At 71.6% G+C, this 24,786-nt stretch carries 28 protein-coding genes; 17 read left to right on the top strand and 11 right to left on the bottom strand.

Going from position 1 to position 24,786, the window contains the following annotated elements:
- The first annotated feature begins 60 nt into the window (after positions 1 to 60).
- Both ACZ6B8_RS36210 and ACZ6B8_RS36215 read left to right on the top strand, forming a co-directional pair.
- Positions 61 to 1,977 carry a bifunctional metallophosphatase/5'-nucleotidase gene (locus ACZ6B8_RS36210; protein WP_471609992.1) on the top strand — a complete coding sequence of 639 codons (1,917 nt, stop codon included), beginning with the start codon at positions 61 to 63 and terminating at the stop codon, positions 1,975 to 1,977.
- A gap of 150 nt (positions 1,978 to 2,127) precedes the next feature.
- Positions 2,128 to 3,477, top strand: a complete 1,350-nt coding sequence (locus ACZ6B8_RS36215) for an LmeA family phospholipid-binding protein (RefSeq protein ID WP_471609993.1) — start codon at positions 2,128 to 2,130, stop codon at positions 3,475 to 3,477.
- Positions 3,478 to 3,500: 23 nt separating this feature from the next.
- Here the strand turns inward: ACZ6B8_RS36215 and ACZ6B8_RS36220 are convergent, their stop codons facing one another.
- The 7 genes from ACZ6B8_RS36220 to ACZ6B8_RS36250 all read right to left on the bottom strand — a co-directional run bounded on the left by ACZ6B8_RS36220 (position 3,501) and on the right by ACZ6B8_RS36250 (position 9,763).
- On the bottom strand, positions 3,501 to 4,145 hold the full coding sequence (locus ACZ6B8_RS36220; protein WP_471609994.1) for a flavin reductase family protein: 645 nt from the start codon (positions 4,143 to 4,145) through the stop codon (positions 3,501 to 3,503).
- Between the two features lie 85 nt (positions 4,146 to 4,230).
- Positions 4,231 to 5,676, bottom strand: a complete 1,446-nt coding sequence (locus ACZ6B8_RS36225) for a HAMP domain-containing sensor histidine kinase (RefSeq protein WP_471609995.1) — start codon at positions 5,674 to 5,676, stop codon at positions 4,231 to 4,233.
- Positions 5,673 to 6,407, bottom strand: a complete 735-nt coding sequence (locus tag ACZ6B8_RS36230) for a response regulator transcription factor (RefSeq protein WP_471609996.1) — start codon at positions 6,405 to 6,407, stop codon at positions 5,673 to 5,675. Before ACZ6B8_RS36230 ends, ACZ6B8_RS36225 begins: the two co-directional genes overlap by 4 nt.
- A gap of 42 nt (positions 6,408 to 6,449) precedes the next feature.
- Positions 6,450 to 6,695, bottom strand: coding sequence for a hypothetical protein (locus ACZ6B8_RS36235; protein WP_471609997.1), 246 nt, complete (start codon positions 6,693 to 6,695; stop codon positions 6,450 to 6,452).
- A 41-nt stretch (positions 6,696 to 6,736) separates the two neighbouring features.
- A complete protein-coding gene (locus ACZ6B8_RS36240; protein WP_471609998.1) occupies positions 6,737 to 7,783 on the bottom strand; it encodes a S1C family serine protease in 1,047 nt (348 codons plus the stop codon).
- Positions 7,784 to 7,904: 121 nt separating this feature from the next.
- Positions 7,905 to 8,927, bottom strand: coding sequence for a LacI family DNA-binding transcriptional regulator (locus tag ACZ6B8_RS36245; RefSeq protein ID WP_471088218.1), 1,023 nt, complete (start codon positions 8,925 to 8,927; stop codon positions 7,905 to 7,907).
- Positions 8,928 to 8,950: 23 nt separating this feature from the next.
- Positions 8,951 to 9,763: a response regulator transcription factor gene (locus ACZ6B8_RS36250; RefSeq protein ID WP_471609999.1), complete on the bottom strand. Its 813-nt coding sequence runs from the start codon at positions 9,761 to 9,763 to the stop codon at positions 8,951 to 8,953.
- Between the two features lie 207 nt (positions 9,764 to 9,970).
- Between ACZ6B8_RS36250 and ACZ6B8_RS36255 the strand changes: the two genes are divergently transcribed.
- From ACZ6B8_RS36255 to ACZ6B8_RS36285, 7 genes are all read left to right on the top strand, one after another.
- On the top strand, positions 9,971 to 10,816 hold the full coding sequence (locus ACZ6B8_RS36255; RefSeq protein ID WP_471610000.1) for an alpha/beta hydrolase: 846 nt from the start codon (positions 9,971 to 9,973) through the stop codon (positions 10,814 to 10,816).
- 12 nt (positions 10,817 to 10,828) lie between these two features.
- On the top strand, positions 10,829 to 11,083 hold the full coding sequence (locus ACZ6B8_RS36260) for a MoaD/ThiS family protein (RefSeq protein ID WP_471088212.1): 255 nt from the start codon (positions 10,829 to 10,831) through the stop codon (positions 11,081 to 11,083).
- A 5-nt stretch (positions 11,084 to 11,088) separates the two neighbouring features.
- The gene (locus ACZ6B8_RS36265) at positions 11,089 to 12,375 is read left to right on the top strand and encodes a hypothetical protein (protein WP_471610001.1); all 1,287 of its coding nucleotides are present in this window, start codon (positions 11,089 to 11,091) and stop codon (positions 12,373 to 12,375) included.
- Between the two features lie 116 nt (positions 12,376 to 12,491).
- Positions 12,492 to 13,244, top strand: coding sequence for an LmeA family phospholipid-binding protein (locus ACZ6B8_RS36270; protein WP_471088208.1), 753 nt, complete (start codon positions 12,492 to 12,494; stop codon positions 13,242 to 13,244).
- Between the two features lie 209 nt (positions 13,245 to 13,453).
- A complete protein-coding gene (locus tag ACZ6B8_RS36275) occupies positions 13,454 to 13,534 on the top strand; it encodes a putative leader peptide (RefSeq protein WP_353963671.1) in 81 nt (26 codons plus the stop codon).
- 179 nt (positions 13,535 to 13,713) lie between these two features.
- A complete protein-coding gene (locus ACZ6B8_RS36280; RefSeq protein ID WP_471610002.1) occupies positions 13,714 to 14,559 on the top strand; it encodes a sulfurtransferase in 846 nt (281 codons plus the stop codon).
- Between the two features lie 58 nt (positions 14,560 to 14,617).
- Positions 14,618 to 14,905 carry a DUF1416 domain-containing protein gene (locus tag ACZ6B8_RS36285; protein WP_355819315.1) on the top strand — a complete coding sequence of 96 codons (288 nt, stop codon included), beginning with the start codon at positions 14,618 to 14,620 and terminating at the stop codon, positions 14,903 to 14,905.
- Positions 14,906 to 15,012: 107 nt separating this feature from the next.
- Here ACZ6B8_RS36285 and ACZ6B8_RS36290 read toward each other — a convergent pair whose 3' ends face one another.
- Entirely contained in the window at positions 15,013 to 15,270 is a 258-nt protein-coding gene (locus tag ACZ6B8_RS36290) for a DUF3099 domain-containing protein (RefSeq protein ID WP_469251960.1), read from the bottom strand.
- A 244-nt stretch (positions 15,271 to 15,514) separates the two neighbouring features.
- On the opposite strand from ACZ6B8_RS36290, the gene ACZ6B8_RS36295 reads away from it, so the two are divergent.
- The 3 genes from ACZ6B8_RS36295 to ygfZ are packed head-to-tail and all read left to right on the top strand — an operon-like array spanning position 15,515 to position 17,577.
- Entirely contained in the window at positions 15,515 to 16,087 is a 573-nt protein-coding gene (locus ACZ6B8_RS36295; protein ID WP_355819309.1) for a heme-binding beta-barrel domain-containing protein, read from the top strand.
- 16 nt (positions 16,088 to 16,103) lie between these two features.
- A complete protein-coding gene (locus tag ACZ6B8_RS36300) occupies positions 16,104 to 16,577 on the top strand; it encodes a Fur family transcriptional regulator (protein ID WP_471088203.1) in 474 nt (157 codons plus the stop codon).
- A gap of 34 nt (positions 16,578 to 16,611) precedes the next feature.
- Positions 16,612 to 17,577 (top strand): CAF17-like 4Fe-4S cluster assembly/insertion protein YgfZ, encoded by a 966-nt coding sequence (ygfZ, locus tag ACZ6B8_RS36305; RefSeq protein WP_471088201.1) that lies wholly within the window; start codon positions 16,612 to 16,614, stop codon positions 17,575 to 17,577.
- Positions 17,578 to 17,667: 90 nt separating this feature from the next.
- Here the strand turns inward: ygfZ and dtd are convergent, their stop codons facing one another.
- Positions 17,668 to 18,093, bottom strand: coding sequence for a D-aminoacyl-tRNA deacylase (gene dtd / locus ACZ6B8_RS36310; RefSeq protein ID WP_471610003.1), 426 nt, complete (start codon positions 18,091 to 18,093; stop codon positions 17,668 to 17,670).
- A 174-nt stretch (positions 18,094 to 18,267) separates the two neighbouring features.
- On the opposite strand from dtd, the gene ACZ6B8_RS36315 reads away from it, so the two are divergent.
- Positions 18,268 to 19,002 carry an RsiG family protein gene (locus ACZ6B8_RS36315; protein WP_471610004.1) on the top strand — a complete coding sequence of 245 codons (735 nt, stop codon included), beginning with the start codon at positions 18,268 to 18,270 and terminating at the stop codon, positions 19,000 to 19,002.
- A gap of 163 nt (positions 19,003 to 19,165) precedes the next feature.
- Here ACZ6B8_RS36315 and ACZ6B8_RS36320 read toward each other — a convergent pair whose 3' ends face one another.
- Positions 19,166 to 19,351, bottom strand: a complete 186-nt coding sequence (locus tag ACZ6B8_RS36320) for a hypothetical protein (RefSeq protein WP_471088195.1) — start codon at positions 19,349 to 19,351, stop codon at positions 19,166 to 19,168.
- A 227-nt stretch (positions 19,352 to 19,578) separates the two neighbouring features.
- Here ACZ6B8_RS36320 and ACZ6B8_RS36325 point away from each other — a divergent pair, with 227 nt between their 5' ends.
- Positions 19,579 to 20,490, top strand: a complete 912-nt coding sequence (locus ACZ6B8_RS36325; RefSeq protein WP_471610005.1) for a winged helix-turn-helix domain-containing protein — start codon at positions 19,579 to 19,581, stop codon at positions 20,488 to 20,490.
- 97 nt (positions 20,491 to 20,587) lie between these two features.
- Here the strand turns inward: ACZ6B8_RS36325 and ACZ6B8_RS36330 are convergent, their stop codons facing one another.
- Positions 20,588 to 20,776, bottom strand: a complete 189-nt coding sequence (locus ACZ6B8_RS36330; protein WP_362372117.1) for a hypothetical protein — start codon at positions 20,774 to 20,776, stop codon at positions 20,588 to 20,590.
- Between the two features lie 125 nt (positions 20,777 to 20,901).
- Here ACZ6B8_RS36330 and ACZ6B8_RS36335 point away from each other — a divergent pair, with 125 nt between their 5' ends.
- From ACZ6B8_RS36335 to ACZ6B8_RS36345, 3 genes are read left to right on the top strand one after another with little or no spacing between them, the layout of a single operon-like run.
- A complete protein-coding gene (locus ACZ6B8_RS36335) occupies positions 20,902 to 21,828 on the top strand; it encodes a winged helix-turn-helix domain-containing protein (protein ID WP_471610096.1) in 927 nt (308 codons plus the stop codon).
- The gene (locus tag ACZ6B8_RS36340; RefSeq protein WP_471088191.1) at positions 21,829 to 22,566 is read left to right on the top strand and encodes an HAD family hydrolase; all 738 of its coding nucleotides are present in this window, start codon (positions 21,829 to 21,831) and stop codon (positions 22,564 to 22,566) included. It begins immediately after the preceding gene.
- Between the two features lie 60 nt (positions 22,567 to 22,626).
- The gene (locus ACZ6B8_RS36345) at positions 22,627 to 24,642 is read left to right on the top strand and encodes an HAD-IA family hydrolase (protein WP_471610006.1); all 2,016 of its coding nucleotides are present in this window, start codon (positions 22,627 to 22,629) and stop codon (positions 24,640 to 24,642) included.
- Positions 24,643 to 24,786: the final 144 nt, after the last annotated feature.

Here is a 24,786-nt window from a genome sequence, read left to right on the forward strand (position 1 = left end):
CGCGTTGACCCTAGGCTTCCCGACGGCCCCACTTCACGCCCACGACCTCCGGGGGAACTCGTGTCCGGCAGAACAGCAAAGCACCGAAGGCCCAGGCGCCGAGCCACCCGCGTCCTCGCCGTGGCGGCGGGCCTCGCCACCGCCGGTGCGATGGCCGCCGCACTGCCCGCCGGCGCGGGGCAGGACCACGCGGGACAGGACCACAAGGCGCAGGCCCACAAGGCGCAGGCCCACAAAACCCGGGACCACAAGGCGCAGGCCCACGGACCCCACGGCACAAGCGCCGCCGCAACCCCCCGCACGGTCGACGTCCAACTGCTCTCCTTCAACGACTTCCACGGCAACCTGCAGCCCCCCGCCGGTTCCTCGGGCCAGGTCACGGAGAAGCAGCCCGACGGCACCGAGAAGAAGATCGACGCCGGCGGCGTCGAATACCTCGCCACGTCGCTGCGCACCGCGCGCAAGAGCCACCCCTACACCGTCACCGCGGCCGCCGGCGACCTCATCGGCGCCAGCCCGCTGCTCTCCGGGCTCTTCCACGACGAGCCCACCGTCGAGGCGATGAACAAGCTCGGCCTGGACGTCACCAGCGTCGGCAACCACGAGTTCGACGAGGGTGCCAAGGAGCTGGGCCGCGTCCAGAACGGCGGCTGCCACCCCAAGGACGGCTGCTTCGAGAAGGACAAGCACGGCAAGGGCAAGAAGTTCAGGGGCGCCGACTACCCGTACCTCACCGCCAACGTCACCGACGAGAAGACCGGCAAGCCCCTCCTCAAGCCCTACTGGGTGTGGAAGCACAAGGGCGTGAAGATCGGCTTCATCGGGGTCACCCTGGAGGGCACCCCGGACATCGTCTCCGCCGACGGCGTCAAGGGGCTGAAGTTCCACGACGAGATCGAGACCGTCAACAAGTACGCGAAGGTCCTCGACAAGCAGGGCGTGAAGTCCATCGTCACCCTCATTCACGAGGGCGGCGTCCCGGCGAGCCAGGCGTACAACTACGACTGCGACTCCCCGGCCGCGGGCGGCGGCATATCCGGGCCGATCACCGACATCGCCAAGGGCATCACGCCCAAGGTCGACGCCCTCGTCACCGGGCACACCCACAACGCGTACGTCTGCACGATCCCCGACCCGGCCGGCAAGCCCCGCATGGTGACCTCGGCGTCGTCCTTCGGGAAGCTCTACACGGACACCACGCTCACGTACGACCGCAAGACCAAGGACATCGTGCGGACCGGCGTGCGGTCCGCGAACCACGTGGTCAGCCGCGAGCAGGCCAAGGCCCCGGACATGACCTCGCTCATCGCCCGCTGGGACAAGCTCGCCGCACCGGTCGCCGACAAGCCCGTCGGCTACATCTCGGCGGACATCCCCGGCCGCGGCGCCACCACCCCCGAGTCCCCGCTCGGCGACCTCATCGCCGACGCACAGCTCGCGCACGCCACGTCCCTCGACCCCGAAGCCGATCTCGCCCTGATGAACCCGGGCGGCATCCGCGCCGACCTCGTCCACAGGGCGAGCGGCAAGGAGGGCGACGGCGTCGTCACCTATGGCGAGGCGTTCACCGTGCAGCCGTTCAGCAACACGGTCAATCTGGTGGACCTGACCGGCGCGCAGCTCATCACCGGGCTGAAGCAGCAGGTCAGCGGGGCCAATCAGGCCTCGCCGAAGATCCTTCAGGTCTCGGCCGGGCTGACGTACACGCTGGACATGACCAAGACCGGCGCGGACCGCGTCGTCGCCGGCACCGTCGAGCTGAACGGCAAGGCCATCGACCCGGCGGCCACCTACCGCGTCGCGATGAACTCCTTCCTCGCGGGCGGCGGCGACGGCTTCGCGGAGCTCGGCAAGGGCACGAAGCCGCTGGTCGGCAGCGACGACCTGAAGGCCTTGAGCGACTACATGACCGCCAACTCCTCGGCGGACGAGCCGATCGCGCCGCCCAAGGCGGACCGGATCACGGTCGTGAAGTAGCGGATGTCACTCGGGTTGCCGTGCGGTGGCCCTGAGCTGGCCCCCAGTCGACCTGGGCAGGAAAACACCGCGTTAAAAGAAGGGGCGGAAACCGGGCGTTACCGGGTGTAAGGCTTGGGGTGGGGTGTGAACGTATGGTGAGATCACTTGATGCGTTCCCCCCACCGCATAGCCCCGCGTCCTGCGAATGCCCCGCTCACCGACCGCATCGAAAGCATCGACGGCTCCCACGGCTCCCACGGCTCCCGCGACTCGGACGGCTCCGACCGCCGCGCCGACCGCTCGACGGACACCGCCGAACTGCCCGCCGCCACGTACACCAACCCGTACGAGGAGCTGGCCGCGCTCGCGCCGAACCCGCTGGAGGAGTTCCTCCACGAGGAGAAGGACGCCCCGGAGGCGGAGGCCCCCTGGACGCCGCCGAACCACCGCCGCGGCAGCCGTCGCAACCGCGGGCGCGGCCGTCGGCGCACCCGCTTCGCCGGGCTGCCGATCGCCGTGAAGGCCCTGGTCGCCGTGCTGGTGGCCGCCGCGTTCCTCACCCTCGGCGACCGCTGGGCGCTGCTCTACGCCGAGCACAAGGCCGCGGAGAAGCTCAAGGACCAGATGCACCTGAGCGCGGCCCCCGAGGTCGACATCGGGGGGTTCCCCTTCCTCACCCAGGTCCTCGACAAGCGCGTCGACCAGGTGAAGGTGACCGTCCCTGACGTCGCCGCCGACCGGGTCTCGCTGGCCAAGGTCTCCGCGACCGGCACGGACGTCACGATCAACGGCGACGGGCCCACCTCGATCACCGGCGCGAACATCGGCCGCATGCAGGGCGAGGTGCTGCTCTCCTTCGACGACCTCAACCGCGAACTGGGCGCCTCCCAGGTCACGTTCACCGGCCGCGGCCACGACCAGGTGCTCGCCCGCGGCACGCTGCCCGTAGCGGGTCACGACCTGAAGGTGCGCGCCGACGCCCGCATCCAGCGCAACGGCGACCGCGGCATCTCCACCGACATCGGCGGCATGCGCCTGCAACTCGGCGACCTCGCGACCTACCGCCCCGGTACGCGCGAGAAGGAGGGCCTGCACCTGTCGCAGAAGTCCGCCGACCGCGTGGCGAAGGAGACGGCCAAGGCGAAGGCGCTGCTCTCCGTGCCGTCCATCGTCGAGCGGCTCGGGGTGCCGCGGAAGGCGGTCCGCGGCGCCATGAAGAGCGACACGAAGCTCAACGAGCTCACCGGCTCGGCGAAGTTCGTGAACGACGTGATGGGCCTGAACCTCATCGACGTCGCGATGGGCCACCCCGAACTCCTCAGGAAGCTCGGCCTCGACCCGGCCCTCCTGGACGGCCTCTCCCAGCTCACCCGCCCCGTCCTCGCCGACCGCCTGACCCTCGCCTTCCAGCTGCCGAAGCTGCCGGGCGACGGGACGATGGCGCTGCGGGACGTGCAGGTCGAGAAGGAAGGCATCCGGGTACGCATCGAGGGCTCGGGCATCGGCCTCGGGGGCTGAGCGGTCGTGCCGCGCCGGTGTCGTCAGACGGTCTCCGAGCGGTATCCGGGAGCCAGCTCCCGCTCGGCCAGACCGTAGTAGTGCCGGAAGTTGTAGATCAGCGGACGCCAGGCGGCGGGGTCGACGTACTGCGTGCCGGGGACCATGACGGCCGCGGCGGCGTGGACGTGGACCACGGCGCACTCCACGGCCCGGAACTCGCCCCGGGGCCCGACCGGCGTGACGCTCCGCACGGTGGCCTCCAGCTGGAGCGGGCACTCGGCGACCCGCGGCGGCCCGACCGCCACCGAGTCCTCGGGGTGCAGACCGGCGGCGGCGAACTTGTCCGGCTCGTGGCGGAACAGCCCGCGCTTGGCCTCCGGCACCGGGAACGCGCCGGTGAGCGGGGCGAGCCGCTCCACCGCGGGCCACAGGTCGGGCGAGGGCAGATTGATGACCAGCTCCGGCCGGTCCGCGAGATTGGCGCCGGTGCGGCCCCCGGAACCGAGCCCCAGCACGATGGTGTGACCGAGCGCCCAGAGGGACGAGACGGGCGCGAGATTCGCCGTGCCGTCGGGGTTCGTGGTGGTCAGCAGGGCGACGGGGGTGCCGAAGTAGAGGATCTTGGGGGATACGGAGAGGTGGTCCGCGGCGGTGCCGGGTGCCGCCGGGATCGTGGCGTTGTCCATGTCGGGAACGCTAGGGTCCGGACGCTTCGGCGCCCGCCGAAGCGTCGGGTGCGTCGGGCGCCCGGCACGGTGCCGGGCCGGGGGCTCACGGAGCCGCCGGCGCCTCGGGCGGTGGCGTGGGAGCCCCCGGCAGCCGGACGGACGCCTCCGTGCCGCCGCCGTCCGGTGCCCGCAGCGTCACCTCGCCGCCGCACTGCTGCACCGTGCGCGCCACGATCGACAGGCCGAGGCCCGAGCCCGGCAGGGAGCGGGCGGACGGGGAGCGCCAGAAGCGGTCGAAGACGTGCGGGAGTTCGTCGGCGGGGATGCCGGGGCCGTGGTCCCGTACCGTCAGACGGCCGCGGTCGAGGGTGACCTCCACCGTGCCGCGCGGCGGGCTGAACTTCACCGCGTTGTCCAGGATGTTGACGATCGCCCGCTCCATCGCGGGCGGCTCCGCGCGTACGTACCAGGGCGCGAGCTCCGCGGTGATCGTCAGCTCGGGGCCGCGCAGCCGCGCTCGCTCGATGGCGGCCCTGGTGAGCTCGTGCAGGGCGATCACCTGGATCTTGCCGCTGCCGTCCTCCGCGCCGGGGCGGGACAGCTCCTGCAGGTCGCCGATGAGCGCGGCCAGTTCGGTCATCTGCGCGGTGACGGAGGCGAGCAGGGCCTTGCGGTCCTCGGGCGGGATGGCCCGGCCCGTCTCCTCGCTGCGGGCCAGGAGCTCGATGTTGGTGCGCAGCGAGGTGAGCGGCGTCCGCAGCTCGTGGCCCGCGTCGGCGATCAGCTGCTGCTGGAGGTCGCGCGAGGACGCCAGCGAGGCGGTCATCGAGTTGAAGGACTCCGACAGACGGGCGATCTCGTCGTCGCCCTCGACCGGGATGCGCAGGCTCAAGTCCTCGGTACGGGCGACGTGTTCGACGGCGGCGGTCAGCTGGTCGACCGGGCGGAGCCCGGTGCGGGCCACCCAGAGCCCGGCGGCGCCGGCGCCGAGGACGCCGATGCCGGCGACGAAGACGAGGATCAGGGCGAGGTTGTCGAGGGTGTCGTCCACCTCGCTGAGCGGCCGCGCCACGGAGACGGCGAGCGGCAGCTGGGGGTACTCCTCCAACGGGTAGGTGTAGACCCGGTACTTCTCGCCGTCGGCCGCCGTCGTGTTGTGGTAGGTCGCCGTCCGGTTCCGGCCGGCCACGGCGATGTCCGCGGCGGTCACCGCGATCGACTGACGGCCCCAGGTGACGCAGTTCGTGCCGTTCTTGGCGACGACCTGGATCGTCTGGTTGTAGAGGTCGGGCCGCTCGCGGTCGGGGAGCGCCCGCAGACACCGTGCGCCACGCCCCGCCGCGTCGATGTCGATCTGCTGCACGACCTCCTCCGGCTTGGGCCGGTTGGAGGCCAGCGCGTCGTCCAGGGAGTTCATCAGCGCACCGCGCACCACGAACCAGCAGGTCACCGCCGCCGCCGCCACCGCCACCGCGACCGCCGTCGCCACCAGGAGGGCCAGCCGGGACCGCAGCGGCAGTCCGTGGAAGCGCCGGACGAGCCCGCTCATTCGCCGCCCCGCAGCACGTACCCCACGCCCCGCACCGTGTGCACCAGACGCGGTTCGCCGCCCGCCTCCGTCTTGCGGCGCAGATACATCACGTACACGTCCAGGGAGTTGGACGACGGCTCGAAGTCGAAGCCCCACACCGCCTTGAGGATCTGCTCGCGGGTGAGGACCTGGCGCGGGTGGGCGAGGAACATCTCCAGGAGCGTGAACTCCGTGCGGGTCAGCTCCACCGTCCGCGGGCCCCGGGTCACCTCGCGGGTGGCCAGGTCCATCCGCAGGTCGGCGAAGGCGAGGACGTCGCCGTCGGCGGCCTGGCCGGCCGGCGCGTACGAACTGCGGCGCAGCAGCGCCCTGATGCGGGCGAACAGCTCGTCGAGCTCGAAGGGCTTGACCAGGTAGTCGTCGGCGCCCGCGTCGAGTCCGGTGACGCGGTCGCCGACGGTGTCGCGCGCGGTCAGCATCAGGATCGGCGTGGTCGACCCGGTGGCGCGGAGCCTGCGCGCGGCGGTGAGGCCGTCCATGCGGGGCATCTGGATGTCGAGGACGACGAGGTCGGGCCGGTACGCCGCGGCCCTCTCCAGCGCGTCGGCGCCGTCGACGGCGACCTCCGTGCCGTACCCCTCGAAGGCGAGGCTGCGGCGCAGCGCCTCGCGCACGGCGGGTTCGTCGTCCACGATCAGGATGCGCTGCTGCTCGCGGTCACCGGTGCGGTCGCCTTCGGCGGGGCTCATGGGCTTCGGACTTCCTCGGGTACGGGGTGGGCGGGGCCGGTATCAGCCTCGCACGCGGGCCCGGGACGCGCGGCGCGCGCCCGCGCGAGAGGCGCTGCTGCCGCCCGTCGCCACCTCGGGCGCGCGGCCCGCCTGCGCGCCGTGCAGCCCCCGCGCGACGTCCAGCGGGAGGCCGAGCCCGGCCGGGCCGGTGCCGGGCCTGCCCCAGCCGACGGTGACGGCCAGGGCGTGCCGGACGCGGTGGACGGTGACGCCGGTGAGACCGGTGAACGGGGTGGTGGCGGGCATGGCGGCCTCCGGTGCGAAAGGAGTGGGGCGGGGGGAGGGGATCAGGTCGTGGAGCCGGACCGCAGCTTGGCGAGGTCGGCCTTGACCGTGTCGATCGGGATGGCGAAGCCGAGGCCGACGCTGCCGGACGCGGCCTCGCCGGTGTCCTGGCTCCCCGACGTACTGGGCGAGTACATCGCCGAGTTGATGCCGATGATGTTGCCGTTCATGTCGATCAGCGCACCGCCGGAGTTGCCGGGGTTGAGCGAGGCGTCGGTCTGCAGCGCCTTGTACGTGGTCTTCGACGAGCCGGTGTCGCCGTTGAACTGCTGGCCGCCGAACTCGAACGGCCACTCGCCGCGCGGGCTCTGCTGCTGCTCCTGGCCGTCGCCCGTGGACACCGTGACGTCGCGTTCGAGCGCGGAGACGATGCCGCTGGTGACCGTGCCGGTGAGGCCCTCGGGGGAGCCGATGGCGACGACCTGGTCGCCGACCTTCACGTTGGCGGAGTTGCCGAAGGTCGCGGGCTTCAGGCCGGACGCGTCCTTCAGCCGGATGAGCGCCAGGTCCTTCTTGCTGTCGGTGCCGACGACCTCGGCCCCGTACGTCCTGCCGTCGTCCGTCCGCACCTTGATCGAGGTGGCGCCCGCGACGACGTGGTTGTTGGTGACGATCTCGCCGTCGCTCTTGGTGATCACACCGGAGCCGGTCGACTTGCCCTGCCCCGTCGACGCGCTGATCTCGACGATGCTGGGGCTGACCGCCTCGGCGACCCCGGAGACGGTGCCCCTCTTGCTGGTCGGCACCACGTCCGTGCTGGTCGCGGAGGAGCCGCCGCCCTGGTCGGTGAGCGTCTGCACGGCGTAGGCGGTGCCGCCGCCGACCGCGGCCGCCGCGATGGCGACGGCGGCGAGCAGGGCCATGGGCCCCTTCGCCCGGCGCCGCTGCGGGGCGGACCCGGGACCGGGCCCCTGCGGGGCTTCCGGCGCATGAGCGGGCGGGGGCGGGTACGCACCGTGCGGGTACGCGCCCTGCGTACCGCCGTGGTGCACAGGCGCTGACGACTGCTGCTGGGGGTACTCGCCGCTGTGGCGGAAGCTCTCGGTCATGAACATGAGCGTGGCGGGCGTACATGAGAGCTGCCTGAGTACGTCCTGAGAAGCCCGGCAGAAGTGCGTATGCCCGATATAAAGCCGGGCCGCGGAGCCCGGTGTCGTACGCGTGGGGCGGTTACGCGCACCCGCAGGACTGCCGCACGACCAGCCGGGACGGGAACAGCTTCAGCCGCTCCCGGCGCGATCCCGCGACCCGCAGACCGTCGTCGAGGACCAGGTCGACCGCGGCGCGCGCCATCGCGGGCCGGTCCGAGGCCACCGTCGTCATCGGCGGATCCGTGAGGCCCGCCTCCTTGACGTCGTCGAAGCCGGCGACGGCGAGCCCGCCCGGCACGTCGATGCGCAGCTCGCGCGCCGCCCGCAGGATGCCGATGGCCTGGTCGTCCGTCGAGCAGAAGATCGCGGTGGGCCGGTCGGGCCCGGCGAGCAGCTCCAGGCCCACCTGGTACGCGTCGTAGCGGTTGTACGGCGCCTCGAAGAGACGGCCCTCGACCGACAGGCCGGCCTCCCGCATCGCCCGCCGCCAGCCCTCGACGTGGTCGGAGACGGGGTCGCCGACGGTCGGGGTCTCGGCGGTGCCGCCGAGGCAGGCGACGTACGCGTGGCCGTGCTCCAGGAGGTGGCGGGTGGCGAGCTGCGCGCCGCCGAGGTCGTCCGTGACGACGGCGACGTCGTCGATGGCCTCGGGCCGCTCGTGCAGCAGGACCACGCGCGCGTCCCACGCGTCGATCTCCGCGGCGGCCTGGTCGGTCAGGCCGTGGCTGACGAGGATCAGGCCGGAGACCCGCATGCCGAGGAAGGCCCGCAGATAGTGCGTCTCGCGCTCTTCCACGTAGTCGGTGTTGCCGACCAGGACCATCTTTCCGCGCTCGGACGCCGCCTGTTCGACGGCGTGCGTCATCTCCGCGAAGAACGGCTGACGCGCGTCCGGCACGATCATGCCTATGAGGTCCGTGCGCCGCGAGGCCATGGCCTGGGCAACACGGTCGGGCCGGTAGCCCAGCTCCTTGATCGCTGCGAGTACCCGCTCGCGCGTGGCCGGGGCGACCGGCCTGGGTCCGTTGTTGATGACGTAACTGACGACCGCGGTCGAAGTACCCGCAAGTCTTGCCACGTCATCCCGAGTCACCTTGGCCACGCGCGGAGTCTACGCGGATGGAACTAGCGCTGGGCAGGGCGTACGGCAGCTTCCTTCGCGGGGGGCCCCGCACCGCGCGAGACGCCCGTCGTCCCCCTGCCGCCGTTCCCCGCGGCCCGGGACGCCGCCGCCTTCGCCTTCTCCTCCTCGGCCGCGCGTTCGACCTTCTCCGGCACGACGAACCGGTATCCGACATTGCGGACGGTGCCGATCAGCGACTCGTGTTCGACGCCGAGCTTCGCCCGCAGCCGCCGCACGTGCACGTCGACCGTGCGCGTACCGCCGAAGTAGTCGTAGCCCCACACCTCCTGGAGCAGCTGGGCGCGGGTGAAGACCCGCCCCGGGTGCTGCGCCAGGTACTTGAGCAGTTCGAACTCCTTGAAGGTGAGGTCGAGGACCCGGCCCTTCAGCTTCGCGCTGTACGTCGCCTCGTCCACGGACAGATCGCCGTTGCGGATCTCCATGGGGGAGTCGTCGGAGGTGATCTGCTGGCGGCCCATCGCGAGCCGCAGCCGCGCCTCGACCTCGGCGGGTCCCGCCGTGTCGAGGAGCACGTCGTCGATGCCCCAGTCCGCGGTGACGGCCGCGAGGCCGCCCTCCGTGACGACCAGGACCAGCGGACAGCCGGGCCCGGTGGAGCGCAGCAGCTGGCAGAGGCTGCGCACCTGCGGCAGATCGCGGCGGCCGTCGACGAGGATGACGTCGGCGCCGGGGGTGTCGACGAGTGCGGGCCCCTCCGCCGGGGCGACGCGCACATGGTGAAGGAGCAGGCCGAGAGCGGGGAGCACCTCCGTCGACGGCTGGAGGGCGTTGGTCAGGAGCAGCAGCGAACTCACCGCCGACCACCTGCCCGGGTCGTCGTACTGTCGTGCACGTTTCGCTCGCCCATAACGTCTGGTTCCTCCTCGGTCCCTGCGAGGACGTTTACGGCACTGCTTCGCTTTCAGCTTCGTACGTTTCCCCGGTCCGCGCCCGGGGCCGGAAAGCACGAAAGGACCCGGGGGCTGCGCTGCCCGGATCCTCTGCCCAGCACAATAGCCCACATGAGTTCCGGTCCGGCAGGTCATTCGGCGCGATCTTCTGTGCCGCCGCTCACTCGGGGTGGGGGTGGCGTTCAGCGGCGCGCCACCCTCCGTACACAGGACGGGGTGGCCATCGAGGCCGCCCTGGACCCCGGGCCCGACCCCGCGGGCGAGGTCGCGATCGTCGTCGCGCACGGCTTCACGGGCGGTCTGGCCCGGCCCCACGTGCGCCGCATCGCGGGCGTCCTCGCCCAGCGTGCGGCCGTGGTCACCTTCTCGTTCCGGGGCCACGGGCGCTCCGGCGGGCACTCCACGGTCGGCGACCGCGAGGTGCTCGACCTGGCGGCGGCCGTCGCCTGGGCCCGCTCGCTCGGGTACGCCCGGGTGGTGACCGTGGGTTTCTCCATGGGCGGCTCGGTGGTGCTGCGGCACGCCGCGTTGCACAGGGGGCGCACGGAAGCGCGGACCGACGCGGTGGTCGCGGTGAGCGCCCCCGCGCGGTGGTACTACCGGGGAACGGCGCCGATGCGGCGGCTGCACTGGGTGGTGACGCGGCCCGCGGGCCGCGCGGTCGGCCGGTTCGGACTCCGCACCAGAATCCACCCGCACGAGTGGGACCCCGTGCCCCTTTCGCCCGTCGAGTCCGTTCCGCTCATCGCCCCGACCCCGCTGCTCGTCGTGCACGGCGACCGGGACCCGTACTTCCCCGTCGACCACCCGCAGATGCTGGCCGCCGCCGCGGAGGGCGGGGCCGAGCTCTGGCTGGAGGAGGGCATGGGGCACGCCGAGCACGCCGCCTCCGACGAGCTCGTCGGACGGATCGCCGCGTGGGCCACGGCATCATGGACGTCGGCAACCGCCGACTGAAAGGGGAGTCGCATGGTGAACGGCACCATTCGTTACTGGGCCGCTGCCAAGGCGGCCGCGGGCGTCGCCGAGGAGCCGTACGCGGCGGCGACGCTGGCCGACGCGCTGGACGCCGCCCGTGAGCGGCACCCCGGCGAACTCGTCCGGGTCCTCAAGCGCTGCTCCTTCCTGGTCGACGGCGACCCCGTCGGGACCCGCGGGCATGAGACCGTACGGCTGGCCGAGGGCGGCACGGTCGAGGTGCTCCCGCCGTTCGCAGGAGGATGAGCGCCATGTCCAATCAGCCCTACGAGGGGTACGACGGGTACGAGCCGTATCCGCGGCAGCAGGGGTATCCCGAGCAGCAGCAGTACTACGGGGAGCAGCCGCAGTACCCGGAGCAGCAGCAGTACCCGGACCAGCAGCAGTACCCGGACCCGCAGCAGTACGGGAGCCAGCAGTATCCGGACCCGCGGTACACCGACCCGCAGGCGTACCCGCAGCAGCCGCAGCACCCCCAGCAGCCGCAGCACCCCCAGCAGCCCCAGCAGCCGCAGCACCCCCAGCCGCCGTACTACGCCGAGCCGCAGCAGCGGTACGCCCAGGACCAGTACACCCAGCAGTGGGAGGGGCAGACCTGGGAGACGCAGGTGCAGCCGCCCGCCGCCGTGGACGTGACGGAGACGGCGTACCTGCCCTCGCAGGGCGCGAACGCCGCGTACGGAGAACAGCAGCCACAGCCGCAGCCGGAGCCCGCCGCCGGGCCGGCCGCCGCCGGTGACGACACCACGTACGGCCCCGCCACCACCACCGGCAACCCCCGCATCACCGACGCCCAGCGGGCCCGCGCCGAAGGGCGGTCGCCGATCATAGAGCCCGGCATGCAGCCCGCCGCGCTGACCGCGCTGCTCGGACTGCTCCTTGCCGCGGGCGCCGCCGTCGGCTCGTACGCGCTGCTCGTGCCGCTGGTGCTGCTGCAGGCCGTGACCGCCGCCGGCTGGTTCCGGCTCAACGGGATGTGGCCGGCCCGGCAGGGCATCGCGCTCGCCTTCCTCGGCGGGGCCGTCGCCGACGGCGCGCTGCTGGCCGCCGGCAAGGAGAACGCGCCCGCCGCCATCCTCGGCACCCTCGGCGTGTGGGTGCTGTTCGTGCTGGTCCTGCAGTTGCGCAGCCACGCGGGCGCGGACGAGCGGATGTACGGGCTGATGGCCACCGTCGCCTCGTCGGCACTCGCGATCGTCGCCACCGGGCACCTCGCGGCCGCCGGTGACGCGGTCACCGTGGGCGGCGTCGCGGTCGCCGTCGCGATCCTCGCCCGCGCGCTGCCGCTGCCCACGCCCGCCTCCGTGGTCGTGGCGCTCCTCGCCGCGGCCGGCGCGGGGGTCGCCGTCGGCGGCATGACGGACTACGGCAGCAAGGGCGCGCTGCTCGGCCTCGGCGCCGGGGTGTGCGCGCTGATCGGTCACCGCGTCGCCAGTTACGACTACCCGTCCCGCTTCGTGCACATGACGGCGGGCGTCGCGCTGCCCCTCGCGGCCGCCGCCCCGGCCGTCTACGTGCTGGGCCGCGTCATCGGCTGAGCCGATCGTCACAGCTGATCGACAGGTCCCCGGCCGAGCCCTTCGGCCGGGGACCCGTCCTTTAGGCTCGCCGGAACGACTGTCGACTCGGGGGACAAGGTGGGGGAACGCCGGACATGAGCAAGCGCGCCGTACGAATACTTCTGATCGTCGTGGTCGTCCTCGGAGGGCTTTTCGTGGCGGCCGACCGGCTCGCCGTGAACTTCGCCGAGGACGAGGCGGCGGAGAAGATGCGGACCAGCGAGGGGCTGAGCGAGACGCCCGACGTCTCCATCAAGGGCTTCCCCTTCCTCACCCAGGTCGCGGGCGGTGAGCTCGACGACGTGGAGGTCGGCATCAAGAACTACGACGCGAAGTCCGGGTCCGACTCCATCCGCATCGCCGACCTCACCGCCCACATGAAGGGCGTGAAGTTCTCCGGCGACTACAGCTCGGCGACGGCCGCCACCGCCACCGGCACCGCGCGCGTCTCCTACGACGAGCTGCTGAAGGCGAGCAAGTCCGAGCCGGTCGAGCTGCCGCTGGGCGCCACCGGCAAGGTCGTCGGCCTCTCCGACGGCGGCAACGGCAAGATCAAGGTCGAGGTCGAGGTCAGCAAGGGCGGCGCGAAGCTCCCGAAGCCCGTCCACGTGCTCAGTTCGGTGCGGGTCGAGGGCGACGACATCCGGGTGCACGCCGACCGGATCCCGAAGAACCTCGACGTCCTCGGCGTCTCCATCCCGCTGCCCGAGGGCATGGTCCGCGGCGTCACCGACTTCAACCAGAAGATCGACGACCTGCCGGCCGGCATCAAGCTGCAGAAGGTGGAGGCGGCACCGGACGGCGTGGACATGTCCGTGACCGGCACCGACGTGAAGCTCGCGGGCTGACGCGGACGGCCCGCCGCCTCCCGCGCCGGGCCCGCGTCCGAGGGGCGAGACGGGGTGGTCCGGCGGGCGGATGCGGCCGGTGCCGCCCCGGGCCCGGAGCGCCGCCGGGGCGGCTCCGGAGTTCAACGAATCCCGCATCGTGGACGATCCCGTCTCACCATGCGGAGCACCGGTGACACAGCCGCCTTTCCGTCCCTACGATCGGACACATGCGACGACAGGCGGATCTCACGAAGCGGCGGGCAGTCGACCTGTGCCGCGTCGCCGCCATGCTCTGTCGCACCTTCTAGCGAGGGCCTCACCCCTCGTTTCCCCCGGGCCTGTCCGACGCCCATCCGGCAGGCCGCCCCCGCGCCGCCGTACGTACGCCACCCGTGCCTCCCCGCACCGCCGGCCCGTACCGGGCGCCCCCTCGTGCACCGCAGCACGCCCGCACCGCACCGCCGTAACTGCCCCGGAGGAGAAGAACATGAGCCGCAGCGACGTCCTGGTAGACGCCGACTGGGTCGAGGCCCACATCGAGGACCCGAAGGTCGTCATCGTCGAGGTCGACGAGGACACCTCCGCGTACGACAAGAACCACATCAAGAACGCGATCCGGATCGACTGGACCAAGGACCTCCAGGACCCGGTCCGCCGTGACTTCATCGACCAGGAGGGCTTCGAGAAGCTCCTCTCGGCGAAGGGCATCGCGAACGACTCCACCGTCGTCCTCTACGGCGGCAACAACAACTGGTTCGCCTCGTACGCCTTCTGGTACTTCAAGCTCTACGGCCACCAGGACGTGAAGCTCCTCGACGGCGGCCGCAAGAAGTGGGAGCTCGACTCCCGCGACCTGGTCGACGGCGCCGAGGTCCCCAGCCGCCCCGCCACCGCGTACAAGGCCAAGGCGCAGGACACCTCGATCCGCGCCTTCCGCGACGACGTCGTGGCGGCCATCGGCGCGAAGAACCTGGTCGACGTGCGCTCGCCCGACGAGTTCAGCGGCAAGCTGCTCGCCCCGGCCCACCTCCCGCAGGAGCAGTCGCAGCGCCCCGGCCACGTGCCGAGCGCCCGCAACATCCCGTGGTCGAAGAACGCCAACGACGACGGCACCTTCAAGTCCGACGAGGAGCTCAAGGCCCTCTACGAGGACGAGCAGGTCGACCTCGCCAAGGACACGATCGCCTACTGCCGCATCGGTGAGCGTTCGGCCCTGACCTGGTTCGTCCTGCACGAGCTGCTCGGCCAGACCAACGTCAAGAACTACGACGGCTCCTGGACCGAGTACGGCTCGCTCGTCGGCGTGCCGATCGAGCTCGGCGCCGACAAGTAGGCCCCGCCCTCCCCCTTCCTCCCCCTCCCTTCCCCTTTCAGGCCCCTCAGGAGTACCCATGTGTGGAGCAAAGGCCGGCGGCCCCGACGCTTCGACGATCAAGCCCGGTGAGACCACGATCCAGGGCCAGGTGACCCGCGACGGCGAGCCCGTCACCGGTTACGTGCGCCTGCTCGACTCGACCGGCGAGTTCACCGCCGAGGTCCCCACCTCGGCCACCGGACAGTTCCGCTTCTACGCCGCCGAGGGCACGTGGACCCTCCGGGCGCTGATCCCCGGCGGCACGGCCGACCGTACGGTCGTCGCCCGGACGGGCGGTCTCGCGGAGGTCGCGATCGCGGTCTGAGGGATCCGGGACCGCGCGACGGACGGCTGAAGGGCCGCACCCCAGGGGGTTGGACGCCACTGGAACGGGGTGCGGCCCTTCGGCTACCGCCGGGGGCGCCCTGCGCGTCACCGCTTGCGTTTGCCGTCCAGCTCGTCCCACCACTCGTCGGACTTCGCGTCCCCGCTGGGATCGTCCCACCAGCGGTCGTCCGGGCCGCGCCGGTTCGCCGTCATCGCGGCCAGCGGCGGGATCACCATCGCCACGACGCACATCCCGACGGCCACGGGGACCGACCACAGCCGCACGACGCCCCAGGCCAGGACGAAGAGTCCGATGCAGGTCCCCATCATGGCGAAGTACACATGGCGCCTCCGCGCGTACATACACCCAGCGTACGCCGCGAGGGACCTCACAGAGAGGGACGGGCGCCGCCCGACTACAGTGGGAGCGGCTCTGATACCCGCCCCACCGCTCACCGAGGAGCACCCCGTGCTTGAGACCTTCTTCTCCGTCCTGCTGGTCCTCGTCTGCCTCGGCGTTCTCGCCTTCGCCGGCCTGACCGTGAAGAAGCTTTACCAGGGTCAGCGCTGAGCCCCGTACACTCCCGAGAGATCGCCTGAGCTTCCCATGATCGAGATTCCGTCCGACCTGAACCCCGACCTCGTCCCCCTCGCCTTCCTCCTCGGCAACTGGGCGGGCGCGGGCGTCACCGACTTCCCCGGCGCCGAGAAGGCGAATTTCGGCCAGGAGGTTTCCTTCACGCACGACGGCCGGGACTTCATCGAGTACCGCTCGTACACCTGGGTGCTCGACGCCGAGGGCAACAAGGTGAAGCCCCTGGAGTCCGAGTCCGGCTTCTGGCGGATCGACAAGGACCGCAAGGTCGAGGTCGTGATGGTCCGCGACGACGGTGTCGTCGAGGTCTGGTACGGCGAGCTGGCCGACAAGAAGCCGCAGATCGACCTGGCCACCGACGCCGTCGCCCGCACCGCCGCCTCCGGCCCCTACACCGGCGGCAAGCGTCTCTACGGCTATGTGAAGGGCGACCTGATGTGGGTCGGCGAGAAGCAGACCCCCGAGGTGCCGCTGCGGCCGTACATGTCGGCCCAGCTGAAGAAGGTCGTCACCCCCGAGGAGGTCGCCGACATGGCGCGCAACCTCGGCGATCTGCCCGACGACGGCATCGCTTTCTTCAAGTAGACCTAGACTTCTGGGTGTGGCGAGCACCGACTCCGACTGGAAGAGCGACCTGCGTCAGCGCGGCTACCGGCTGACGCCGCAGCGTCAGCTTGTCCTGGAGGCCGTCGACGCCCTGGAGCACGCGACCCCCGACGACATCCTCTGCCAGGTGCGGAAGACGGCGTCGGGGGTCAACATCTCCACGGTCTACCGCACCCTGGAGCTCCTGGAGGAGCTGGGCCTGGTCAGCCACGCCCACCTCGGGCACGGCGCGCCCACGTACCACCTGGCCGACCGCCACCACCACATCCACCTCGTCTGCCGGGACTGCACGGACGTCATCGAGGCGGACACCTCGATCGCGGCGGAGTTCACCGGCAAGCTGCGCGAGACCTTCGGCTTCGACACCGATCTCAAGCATTTCGCGATCTTCGGGCAGTGCGCGAAGTGCCGCGGCGCCGCGAGCGCCTCGGGCGGCGGGGACGGCGCGGACGGCGCGTCCCAGGAATAAGCGGGGCCGCGCGCAGGTCGTAGTCTTTGTGAACATGAAGAGCCCCCTGTTGTCCCTGCCCGGCGCCGTCCCCGCCGAGGGCGTGGACGAAGGCGTCGCCGCCCACTACGGCGAACTGTTCCGTGAGCAGCGCGCCCTCGCCGACGGTACCGGTTTCGTCGACCTCTCGCACCGCGGCGTGCTCACCGTGACCGGGTCCGACCGGCTGAGCTGGCTGCACCTGCTGATCACCCAGCACGTCAGCGAGCTGCCGACCGGCCAGGCCACCGAGGCGCTGATCCTCTCCGCCAACGGCCACATCGAACACGCCCTGTACCTCGTCGACGACGGCGAGACCGTCTGGGCACACGTCGAGCCCGGCACCCAGGACGCGCTCATCGCGTACCTGGAGAGCATGAAGTTCTTCTACCGCGTGGAAGTCGCCGACCGCACCGACGAGTTCGCCGTCGTCCACCTGCCGGCCGGTTCGATCGCCGCGGTCCCGGACGGTGTCGTCGTACGCGAGACCGCGCACGGCCGCGACCTGTTCCTGCCGCGCATCGACCTCGCCTCGTACGCCGCCGAGAACGGCCCCGCCGCCGGGCTCCTCGCCTACGAGGCGCTGCGCGTCGAGGCCCACCGGCCGCGCCTCGGCTTCGAGACCGACCACCGCACCATCCCGCACGAGCTGGGCTGGATCGGCACCGCGGTGCACCTGCAGAAGGGCTGCTACCGCGGCCAGGAGACGGTCGCCCGCGTCCACAACCTGGGGAAGCCGCCGCGCCGCCTGGTCTTCCTGCACCTGGACGGCAGCGAGGTGCACCTGCCGGTGCCCGGGACGCCGCTGCACCTGGCGAGCGAGGGGGCCGAGGGGCGCAAGCTCGGGTTCGTCACCACGGCCGTGCGCCACCACGAGCTGGGGCCGATCGCGCTGGGCCTGGTCAAGCGGAACGTACCGCTGGACGCCGAGCTGGTCGCCGGTGACACGGCGGCCGCGCAGGAGGTCGTGGTCGAGCCCTGAGACGGGCCCTGAGGGGTGGCGTGGGGGGTTGCGTGGGGGCCGGTCCCGGCCCCCGGGTTCCGGCTCCGGCCCCCGGGTTCCCGGCCCCGGTCACATCTCCAGGAGCACCGTGAAGGGGCCGTCGTTCGTCAGGCCCACCCGCATCTGCGCCCCGAACCGGCCCGTCGCCACCGTCGCGCCCAGCGCGCGCAGCTGGGCCACCACCTCGTCGACCAGGGGTTCGGCCACGTCGCCGGGGGCCGCCGCGTTCCAGGTGGGGCGGCGGCCCTTGCGGGCGTCGCCGTAGAGCGTGAACTGGCTGACGACCAGGAGCGGCGCGTCGATGTCGCTGCACGACTTCTCGTCGGCCAGTATGCGCAACGACCACAGTTTGCGGGCCAGTTGGGCCGCCTTCTCCTTGGTGTCGTCGTGCGTGACGCCCACCAGGACGCACAGTCCCTCGCCGCTGATCTCGCCGACGGTCTCGCCCGCGACCTCGACGCTCGCGCCGTCGACCCGCTGTACCACTGCTCGCATACGGCCCATCATGCCGTGACGCGTGGGGCGCCCGGGACGCGGCCCCGATCCCCCCATCTGGGGCCGATTCCGGGCACTCGCTCACATAGCGGCCACTCGGGGTGGCACCATGCTCACACGCGACGCACTCACGCGGTGCGCCGCGTCGGCCGGTCGAGGGGACGGTAGAGGCAGATGAGCACACCAAGTACGGGGCAGTCGCCCGGCCGTATCTCGCTGCGGCGCGCACAGGTCCCGCGGCCACCGACGCAGCGCACGGGGGCCCGGCCGCTCTCCGACGCGCCCGAGCACGACCTGACGGCGTTGCGCCTGCCCGAGCTCCGCGAGCTGCGCAGGGCGGCGCAGCAGGACGAGGCGGACCTCAGCTATCTGCGGCGGCTGCTGCAGGGGCGGATCGACATCCTGCGCGCGGAGCTCGCCGCGCGCTCGGCGGGGGCAGGTGGTGCCGGTGAAGCCGGTGCTGGTGCCGGCACCGGTGCCCGTACCAATGCGGTTGGTACGGGCGGCTCCCCCGACTCCTCCGACTCCCTCGGCTCTTCCGGCTCTTCCGGCTCCCCCGGCTCCCCCGGATCCGTCGGCTCCGCGGGGAAGGTCGTGAGCCGTCTTTCGGAGATCCTGACGGACGCCCCGGCCCGCCACCGCTCGTCCGCCCGGCACGTCACGCTGGGCACGCCGCACGGCGAGGAGTACCGCCTGCTGGCCACGGAGATGCTCGCCGAGGTGGAGCTCTCCGACCTGGCGGCGCGCACGGACGACGAACTGCACACGGCCATGGGCCGCCTGGTCCGCTACGAACAGCAGGTGTCGCGCCGCCGCCAGCTCCTGCAGCGCACCACGGACGAGTGCAGCGCGGAGATCGCCCGCCGCTACCGGGTGGGCGAGGCCCAGGTCGACGACCTGCTGTCGTAGACGCGGCGCCGCATGGCGAGCCCCGGCCCCCCGCAGCCGGGGACCGGGGCTCTTTTTGCGGCGACTGACCGGACTCCCGGCTCCCCTCCGGATGGGAGCCCGGTCAGCCGGGCCTGTGGGTGGGCCGGGCCTGCGTGCGGTCCGGGCCCGTGGGCCGGGCGGGTCAGCCCGACTGGGCGAGGAGGAGGACGAGGAGTCCGGCTCCCACCCCGCTGAGCTTCACGTTCTGCGCCTTGATGCCGACGGTCAGCAGGATGAAGGCGACGATCCCGAGCGGGCCGTACTTCCACTGGACGAGCTGCTCGAAACCGATGGCGAGGGCGGCTATGGCGATGGCGATGAGCGGCATGACGTTCCCTCCTTCGGGATCGGGGTGGCGGACCCCGTTCAGTCGGTGCCAACTGGCTTCCCCTGAGCGGTGGATCGTGGGGAAGCCGACGGCTGGTGGCCAACCCCGGGAGGGTCTGACCATGTCGCCGAAGTTGGCTACCAACTTCAACTGAGTTATCTCCGCAAGGAGTCGACTCATAACCACCTTTCTTACAACTCCCGTAAGATGGCGCGAAGTTGTACTGTTTGGTTGTGAGCACCGAACACGCCGCAGTCGACGGGCGCAAGCGGACGCAGCCGTCCCACCGCGAGGTGGCCGACGTGCTGCGCGACCGGATCAGGTCCGGATCGCTGCGGGCGGGGCAGCGCATGCCCACCCAGGCCGAGCTGGCCGACGAGTTCGGTGTGGAGCGAGGGGCGGTGCGGGAAGCGCTGCGCATCCTGCAGCGCGAGCATCTGCTGTCCAATGTGTCCAAGGGCAGCCCCGCCACGGTCGCGGAGGCCTCGGCGCGCGCGTCGGCCCGTCCCGGCGAGGTGCGCCCGCAGCCCACGATGGTCGGCCTGGCCCCACGCATCGCGGCCGCCTTCGACGTCCCGCACGTCGAGATAGACGCCCTGTGCCTGACGTCCATCTCCCTCACCATGGCCATCGGTGAACCGCTGCGGCAGATCCACGCGGGACAGCGGAAACCGGCCAAGGTCGATGTGCGGGTGCTGCTGCCCAGCCGGAACATCGACCTGGCCTTCCCCGCGCCGGTCGGTGGCGGCGAGGACGAGGCCGGCCAGGTGCACCGGCGCTGGCTCGCGCAGCGCAACGCGCAGGGCCAGGTGCTGCGCCACAACCTCCTCGCGCTGCGGTCCTCGCACGGCATCGACGTGTCGGTGCAGTTCCGCGCGCTGCCGTTCACGCCGCCGGTGAAGCTGTATCTGATCAATGGCGCGGAGGCGCTCTTCGCCTACTACACGCTCACCAAGCGGGACGAGGAGATCGGCCAGGAATCCCTGGAGATGTACGACGCGCAGGGCGCGCAGTCCATGCTGTTCCCGTTCCACCAGGGGGACGGGTTGCGGGACACGACCTTCGTGGAACAGTCCCACCTGTGGTTCAACGCGCTCTGGAACACGATCAGTCAGGACCTGGAGCTGGCGGCGGTCTGAGGTCCGCGAAGCGGGGCGGGCCCCGGTCCGCCGCCGGTTCGGTGCGCGGCCGTGTTCATGTGCGGCCGTGTCCGTGCGCGGCCGTCCGCCGGTCCGGTCAGCCGGCCGGGCCCGTCACCATCAGGGCGAGGACGACGGCACCGATGGAGCTGCAGGTGGGGTTCTTCGCCTTCAGTCCCACGGTCAGCAGGAGGAGGCCCACGATGCCCATCGGACCGTACTTCCACTGCACCAGCTGTTCCAGGGAGACGGCGACCACGGCTGCGAGGAGGGCTATGGCGGGCATGGTGGTTCCTCCTTCTGCCATCTTGAGTCAGTTGGCAACCAACTCTGCTTATGTTGTCCCCACTTGGTCGGAGAACTAAAACAACTTCCCATCAACTGCCCAGAGATGGCTGTCAGTTGTATCGTCTGGTCGTGACCCAGGAGAACGTGGCAGTGAACGGCAGCAGAAAACTCTCACCCCAGGACATCGCCGACACCCTCCGGGACCGCATCCGGGCGGGTGAGCTCAGAGCGGGAGAGCGCCTGCCGACCCAGGCCGAGCTGGCCGAGGAGTTCGGCGTCGAGCGCGGAGCGGTCCGGCAGGCGATGAAGAAGCTCCAGAGCGAGGGCCTCCTGTCCAACGTCAGCAAGGGCAGCCCGCCCCGGGTGGCCGAGGCGGGCCCCGCGGCGGCGAGCGTGGGGCCGCAGCCGTCGATGGTGGCGCTGGGCCCGCGCCTCGCGGACGCGTTCGCGAGGCCGCACGTAACCATCGACGTGGTGTCGTACACCGCGGAGACGCTGATGATCGCGATCGGCGAGCCGGTGCGGCTGATCCACGAGGGCCGGCTCCAGCCGCAGTCCATCAAGGTCCGCATCCTGCTGCCCAGCAGCGACATCAAGCTGGCGTTCCCGGTGCCGAGGGGGGACGGCGGGGCCGACGGGGACGACGACGAGGCGAACCGGGACCGTCTCCACCGGCGCTGGCTCGCGCAGCGCAACGCGCAGGGCCAGGTCCTGCGCCACAACCTCCGCGCCCTGCGCTCCTCGCACGGCATCGACGTCGACGTCACCTTCCGCGCGCTGCCGTTCACCACGCCGGTCAAGCTGTACCTCCTGAACGGCAGCGAGGCGCTGTTGGCGTACTACACGCTGACGGCCAACTCGGTGGAGCTGGGCGAGAACGGGAACGATCCGGAGGTGATGGACATCTGGGACGCGGGCGGCATCAAGGCCCCCGTCTTCTCCTTCGAGCGGGCCGGCGCCGGGTCCCGCGACACCCTGTTCGTCGACGAGTCGCAGAAGTGGTTCGACGCCCTCTGGGAAACCATCACGACTGACCTGACACTCTCTTAAATGACTCCAGACACGGATGAGAACGAGTGCATACGGAGAACGGTCGAGCGCGCTCGTTTTGTTCTGCTCGACTTCGACGGGCCCATCTGCCGGCTCTTCGCGGGCCTCTCCGCCGCGAAGATCGCCGACGAGCAGGTGCGCTGGCTGGCGGCCCAGGGCCTGCACGGCCTGCTCACCGACGACGTGCGCGAGGAGACGGACCCGTTCGCCGTCCTGCGCGCCGTCGCGGACCGGCATCCCAGCAGTGACCTGGTCACGGAGCTGGAGGAGCGGCTCACCCAGCACGAGCTGAGCGCGGTCCCGAGCGCCTGGCCCACCCCGTACGCCGACGCGGTCGTCCGCACCTGGACGGCCGTCGGCGTCCGGCTCGCCATCACGACGAACAACTCGGCCCGCACGGCCGAGCGTTACCTCACCTCCCGCGACCTGACGGCCTGCTTCGCCCCGCACATCTACGGCCGCACCCACGACCTCCACCTGCTGAAACCGCACCCGCACTGCCTGACGAGGGCCCTGCACGCGATGGGTGCGGCCCCGTCCGAGACGGTGATGGTCGGCGACGCCCCGACGGACTACTGGGCGGCCGAGGCGGCGGGCGTCGGCTTCCTGGGCTTCGCGCGCAACGAACGCAAGGCGAAGTCGCTGCGGGAGGCGGGGGTGCCGGACGCATATGTGGTCGCGTCATGGGAGAAGGTATTGCGGCTCCTGCGAAGCAAGGGGATGCCCGCAAAAGCGTAAATCTGTGCACAAAGCGACAACGGATGGAAGGTGACCTTCCATCGGATACCCTCAGCGCTCATGCCGTCACCTCCGCCTCGCACTTCCCACGAGGCGCCGAAGAGCGGTCGCCGCGAGTCGTGGATCCGACGCCTCGCCGACTCGCACCGGAACCACCCCGACCGCCAGGTCGTGGCCGGTCACCACAACATCAACTACGTCGTGCCGCTCGGCTGGTCGCTCGCCCTGCTGCTGCGCACGATGCCGTTCCGGGCCCGGGTGAAGTGCCGGATGCCCCGTGACGTGGTGGAGGTCGTGCCCCGCATCTGGCCGAGCGAGACCGAACTGCTCGCGGTGGTGAGCCGGCATCTTCAGGAAGTCCCGCGCTGTCTGCGCGACTTCGGCGACTGGGCGCTGCACTCCTACCGGGCCGGGCAGGCGCTCTCCGAGGAGCAGCCCACCGGGCCGGTAGGGGAGCGGATGCTGCGCTCGTTCGCCGAGTTCTTCGCCCGGGCCGCGTCCGTACCGGCGCAGGAGCTGCCCGCGCGGCCCGCCGGCTGGCCCGAGTCGGGGCAGAGCCGGGAGTTCCTCCACTGGCTGATCGACTACACCGACGGCCGGGTGCACGGACCCAACCGCTGGCGGTTCGAGGACCTCTTCACCGCCGTGGGGGTCCGCCGCGACGCCATAACGGCCTTCCGCGACGATCCGCGCTGCCACGACCTCGCCCCCCGGCCCTTCTGCCTCCTCCACACCGACGTGCACCGCGCCAATGTCGTCGTCGACCGCAAGCAGATCGCCGTCATCGACTGGGAGTTGGCGATGTACGGCGATCCGCTGCACGACCTCGCCACGCATCTCGTCCGGATGGAGTACGACAAGGACGAGCATCTGCGGATGCGGGAGTTGTGGACCGAGGCGATGGAGCAGGCCGGGCACGGTGCGATGACGCGGGGGGCGGAGGAGGACCTGCCCGTCTACCTGGACTTCGAGTACGCCCAGTCGGTCTTCCCCGACATCATGCGGGCGGCCCTCGACCTGGCCGAGGCACCGGAGGAGGCCGACGCCCCCGCCTTCGCGGGCGCGGCCGTCCGGGTCTGCCGCGCGCTGCGGCGCGCGGCCGAGCCGTTGCGGCTCGCGGAGGTGCCGGAGGAGGGGCGGGCTGAGGAGGCTCTGCGCGCCTGGTACGCGGGGCCGTTCGGCCGGGCACTGAGCCTGGCGGAGCGCCGCGGACCGCTCCCCGCCACCCGAACCGACCCCGCTGTCCGAGCCGCTTCGGCCGCTCCCGGAGCTCTCGTCGTCGACGAGGCCCGCGAACCGGACCGGGCCCGCGAAGGAACGTACACCCCGCCGGCGCACGAGCACGGAGCGCACGAGCCCGGCGCACGCGAACTGAGGCCGGTCGCCGACCTGTTGAGGGCGGCGCCCGACTGCTGTGTGCTCGTCGGCTTCGACGGCCCCCTCTGCCGTCTCTTCCCGGACGGGGCGTCGGAGCGCGTGGCCGACGAGCTCAGGAAGCACGTGCGAGCGAGCGGCTTCGAGGCCCTCCTCACACCGCAGGAAGAACGGACCTGCGACCCGCATGACGTGCTGCGCGCCCTGGACCGCGCCCGCCCGGGCAGCGAGGTGGTCGCCCGTCTCGAGGAACTCCTGACCGTGGGTGAGGCACGAGCGGCTCTCAGGGCGCCACGCACGCCGGGCGCCGCCGAGCTGGTGCGAGCGCTGCGCGGGCGGCAGGCGCGGATCGCCGTCGTCACCGACACCTCTCCCCGCGCCGTGGCGGCCCACCTCCACCGAGCCGGCCTGTCCACCGCCTTCGGACCGCACATCTACGGCAGGACGGACCGCCCGGGCCTCCTCAAGCCGCACCCCGACAGCCTGGAGCGGGCGCTGGGCGCGCTGGGTGTCGAGCCCGCCGACGCCCTCATGATCGGGGACACGGCGGCCGATGTGCTGGCAGCACGGAACGCCAAGGTCTTCTTCGTCGGATACGCCCACGACGAGGAGAGCGGGCGGGCGTTGCGCGAAGCCGGTGCCGAGGTGGTCGTCCCGTCCCTGGAGCCGCTGCTCGCACTGCTGGGGGCGGACCTCTCCTGACCGGATGAGGCGGCCCGACGGCCCCATGTGGTGGCTCGGCCGTCCTCGTGCCGCGGCTTGGCCCGTCCGTGCTCTTCCTGACCGGTGGGGCGCGAGGGAACATGTTCTCGCCGTTGCGCCGCCGGGCCAACGCACGGGATGTCA

This window comes from Streptomyces sp. NPDC041122 (genome assembly GCF_055592445.1).

What these genes read in the sequence shown, in the direction of transcription:
- ACZ6B8_RS36215 (WP_471609993.1), top strand. Translation starts at nt 2,128, where the DNA reads ATGCGTTCCCCCCACCGCATAGCCCCGCGTCCTGCGAATGCCCCGCTC.
- ACZ6B8_RS36220 (WP_471609994.1), bottom strand. Translation starts at nt 4,145, where the DNA reads ATGGACAACGCCACGATCCCGGCGGCACCCGGCACCGCCGCGGACCAC.
- ACZ6B8_RS36225 (WP_471609995.1), bottom strand. Translation starts at nt 5,676, where the DNA reads ATGAGCGGGCTCGTCCGGCGCTTCCACGGACTGCCGCTGCGGTCCCGG.
- ACZ6B8_RS36230 (WP_471609996.1), bottom strand. Translation starts at nt 6,407, where the DNA reads ATGAGCCCCGCCGAAGGCGACCGCACCGGTGACCGCGAGCAGCAGCGC.
- ACZ6B8_RS36235 (WP_471609997.1), bottom strand. Translation starts at nt 6,695, where the DNA reads ATGCCCGCCACCACCCCGTTCACCGGTCTCACCGGCGTCACCGTCCAC.
- ACZ6B8_RS36240 (WP_471609998.1), bottom strand. Translation starts at nt 7,783, where the DNA reads ATGACCGAGAGCTTCCGCCACAGCGGCGAGTACCCCCAGCAGCAGTCG.
- ACZ6B8_RS36255 (WP_471610000.1), top strand. Translation starts at nt 9,971, where the DNA reads ATGAGTTCCGGTCCGGCAGGTCATTCGGCGCGATCTTCTGTGCCGCCG.
- ACZ6B8_RS36260 (WP_471088212.1), top strand. Translation starts at nt 10,829, where the DNA reads ATGGTGAACGGCACCATTCGTTACTGGGCCGCTGCCAAGGCGGCCGCG.
- ACZ6B8_RS36265 (WP_471610001.1), top strand. Translation starts at nt 11,089, where the DNA reads ATGTCCAATCAGCCCTACGAGGGGTACGACGGGTACGAGCCGTATCCG.
- ACZ6B8_RS36270 (WP_471088208.1), top strand. Translation starts at nt 12,492, where the DNA reads ATGAGCAAGCGCGCCGTACGAATACTTCTGATCGTCGTGGTCGTCCTC.
- ACZ6B8_RS36275 (WP_353963671.1), top strand. Translation starts at nt 13,454, where the DNA reads ATGCGACGACAGGCGGATCTCACGAAGCGGCGGGCAGTCGACCTGTGC.
- ACZ6B8_RS36280 (WP_471610002.1), top strand. Translation starts at nt 13,714, where the DNA reads ATGAGCCGCAGCGACGTCCTGGTAGACGCCGACTGGGTCGAGGCCCAC.
- ACZ6B8_RS36285 (WP_355819315.1), top strand. Translation starts at nt 14,618, where the DNA reads ATGTGTGGAGCAAAGGCCGGCGGCCCCGACGCTTCGACGATCAAGCCC.
- ACZ6B8_RS36290 (WP_469251960.1), bottom strand. Translation starts at nt 15,270, where the DNA reads ATGTACGCGCGGAGGCGCCATGTGTACTTCGCCATGATGGGGACCTGC.
- ACZ6B8_RS36295 (WP_355819309.1), top strand. Translation starts at nt 15,515, where the DNA reads ATGATCGAGATTCCGTCCGACCTGAACCCCGACCTCGTCCCCCTCGCC.
- ygfZ (WP_471088201.1), top strand. Translation starts at nt 16,612, where the DNA reads ATGAAGAGCCCCCTGTTGTCCCTGCCCGGCGCCGTCCCCGCCGAGGGC.
- dtd (WP_471610003.1), bottom strand. Translation starts at nt 18,093, where the DNA reads ATGCGAGCAGTGGTACAGCGGGTCGACGGCGCGAGCGTCGAGGTCGCG.
- ACZ6B8_RS36315 (WP_471610004.1), top strand. Translation starts at nt 18,268, where the DNA reads ATGAGCACACCAAGTACGGGGCAGTCGCCCGGCCGTATCTCGCTGCGG.
- ACZ6B8_RS36320 (WP_471088195.1), bottom strand. Translation starts at nt 19,351, where the DNA reads ATGCCGCTCATCGCCATCGCCATAGCCGCCCTCGCCATCGGTTTCGAG.
- ACZ6B8_RS36330 (WP_362372117.1), bottom strand. Translation starts at nt 20,776, where the DNA reads ATGCCCGCCATAGCCCTCCTCGCAGCCGTGGTCGCCGTCTCCCTGGAA.
- ACZ6B8_RS36340 (WP_471088191.1), top strand. Translation starts at nt 21,829, where the DNA reads ATGACTCCAGACACGGATGAGAACGAGTGCATACGGAGAACGGTCGAG.
- ACZ6B8_RS36345 (WP_471610006.1), top strand. Translation starts at nt 22,627, where the DNA reads ATGCCGTCACCTCCGCCTCGCACTTCCCACGAGGCGCCGAAGAGCGGT.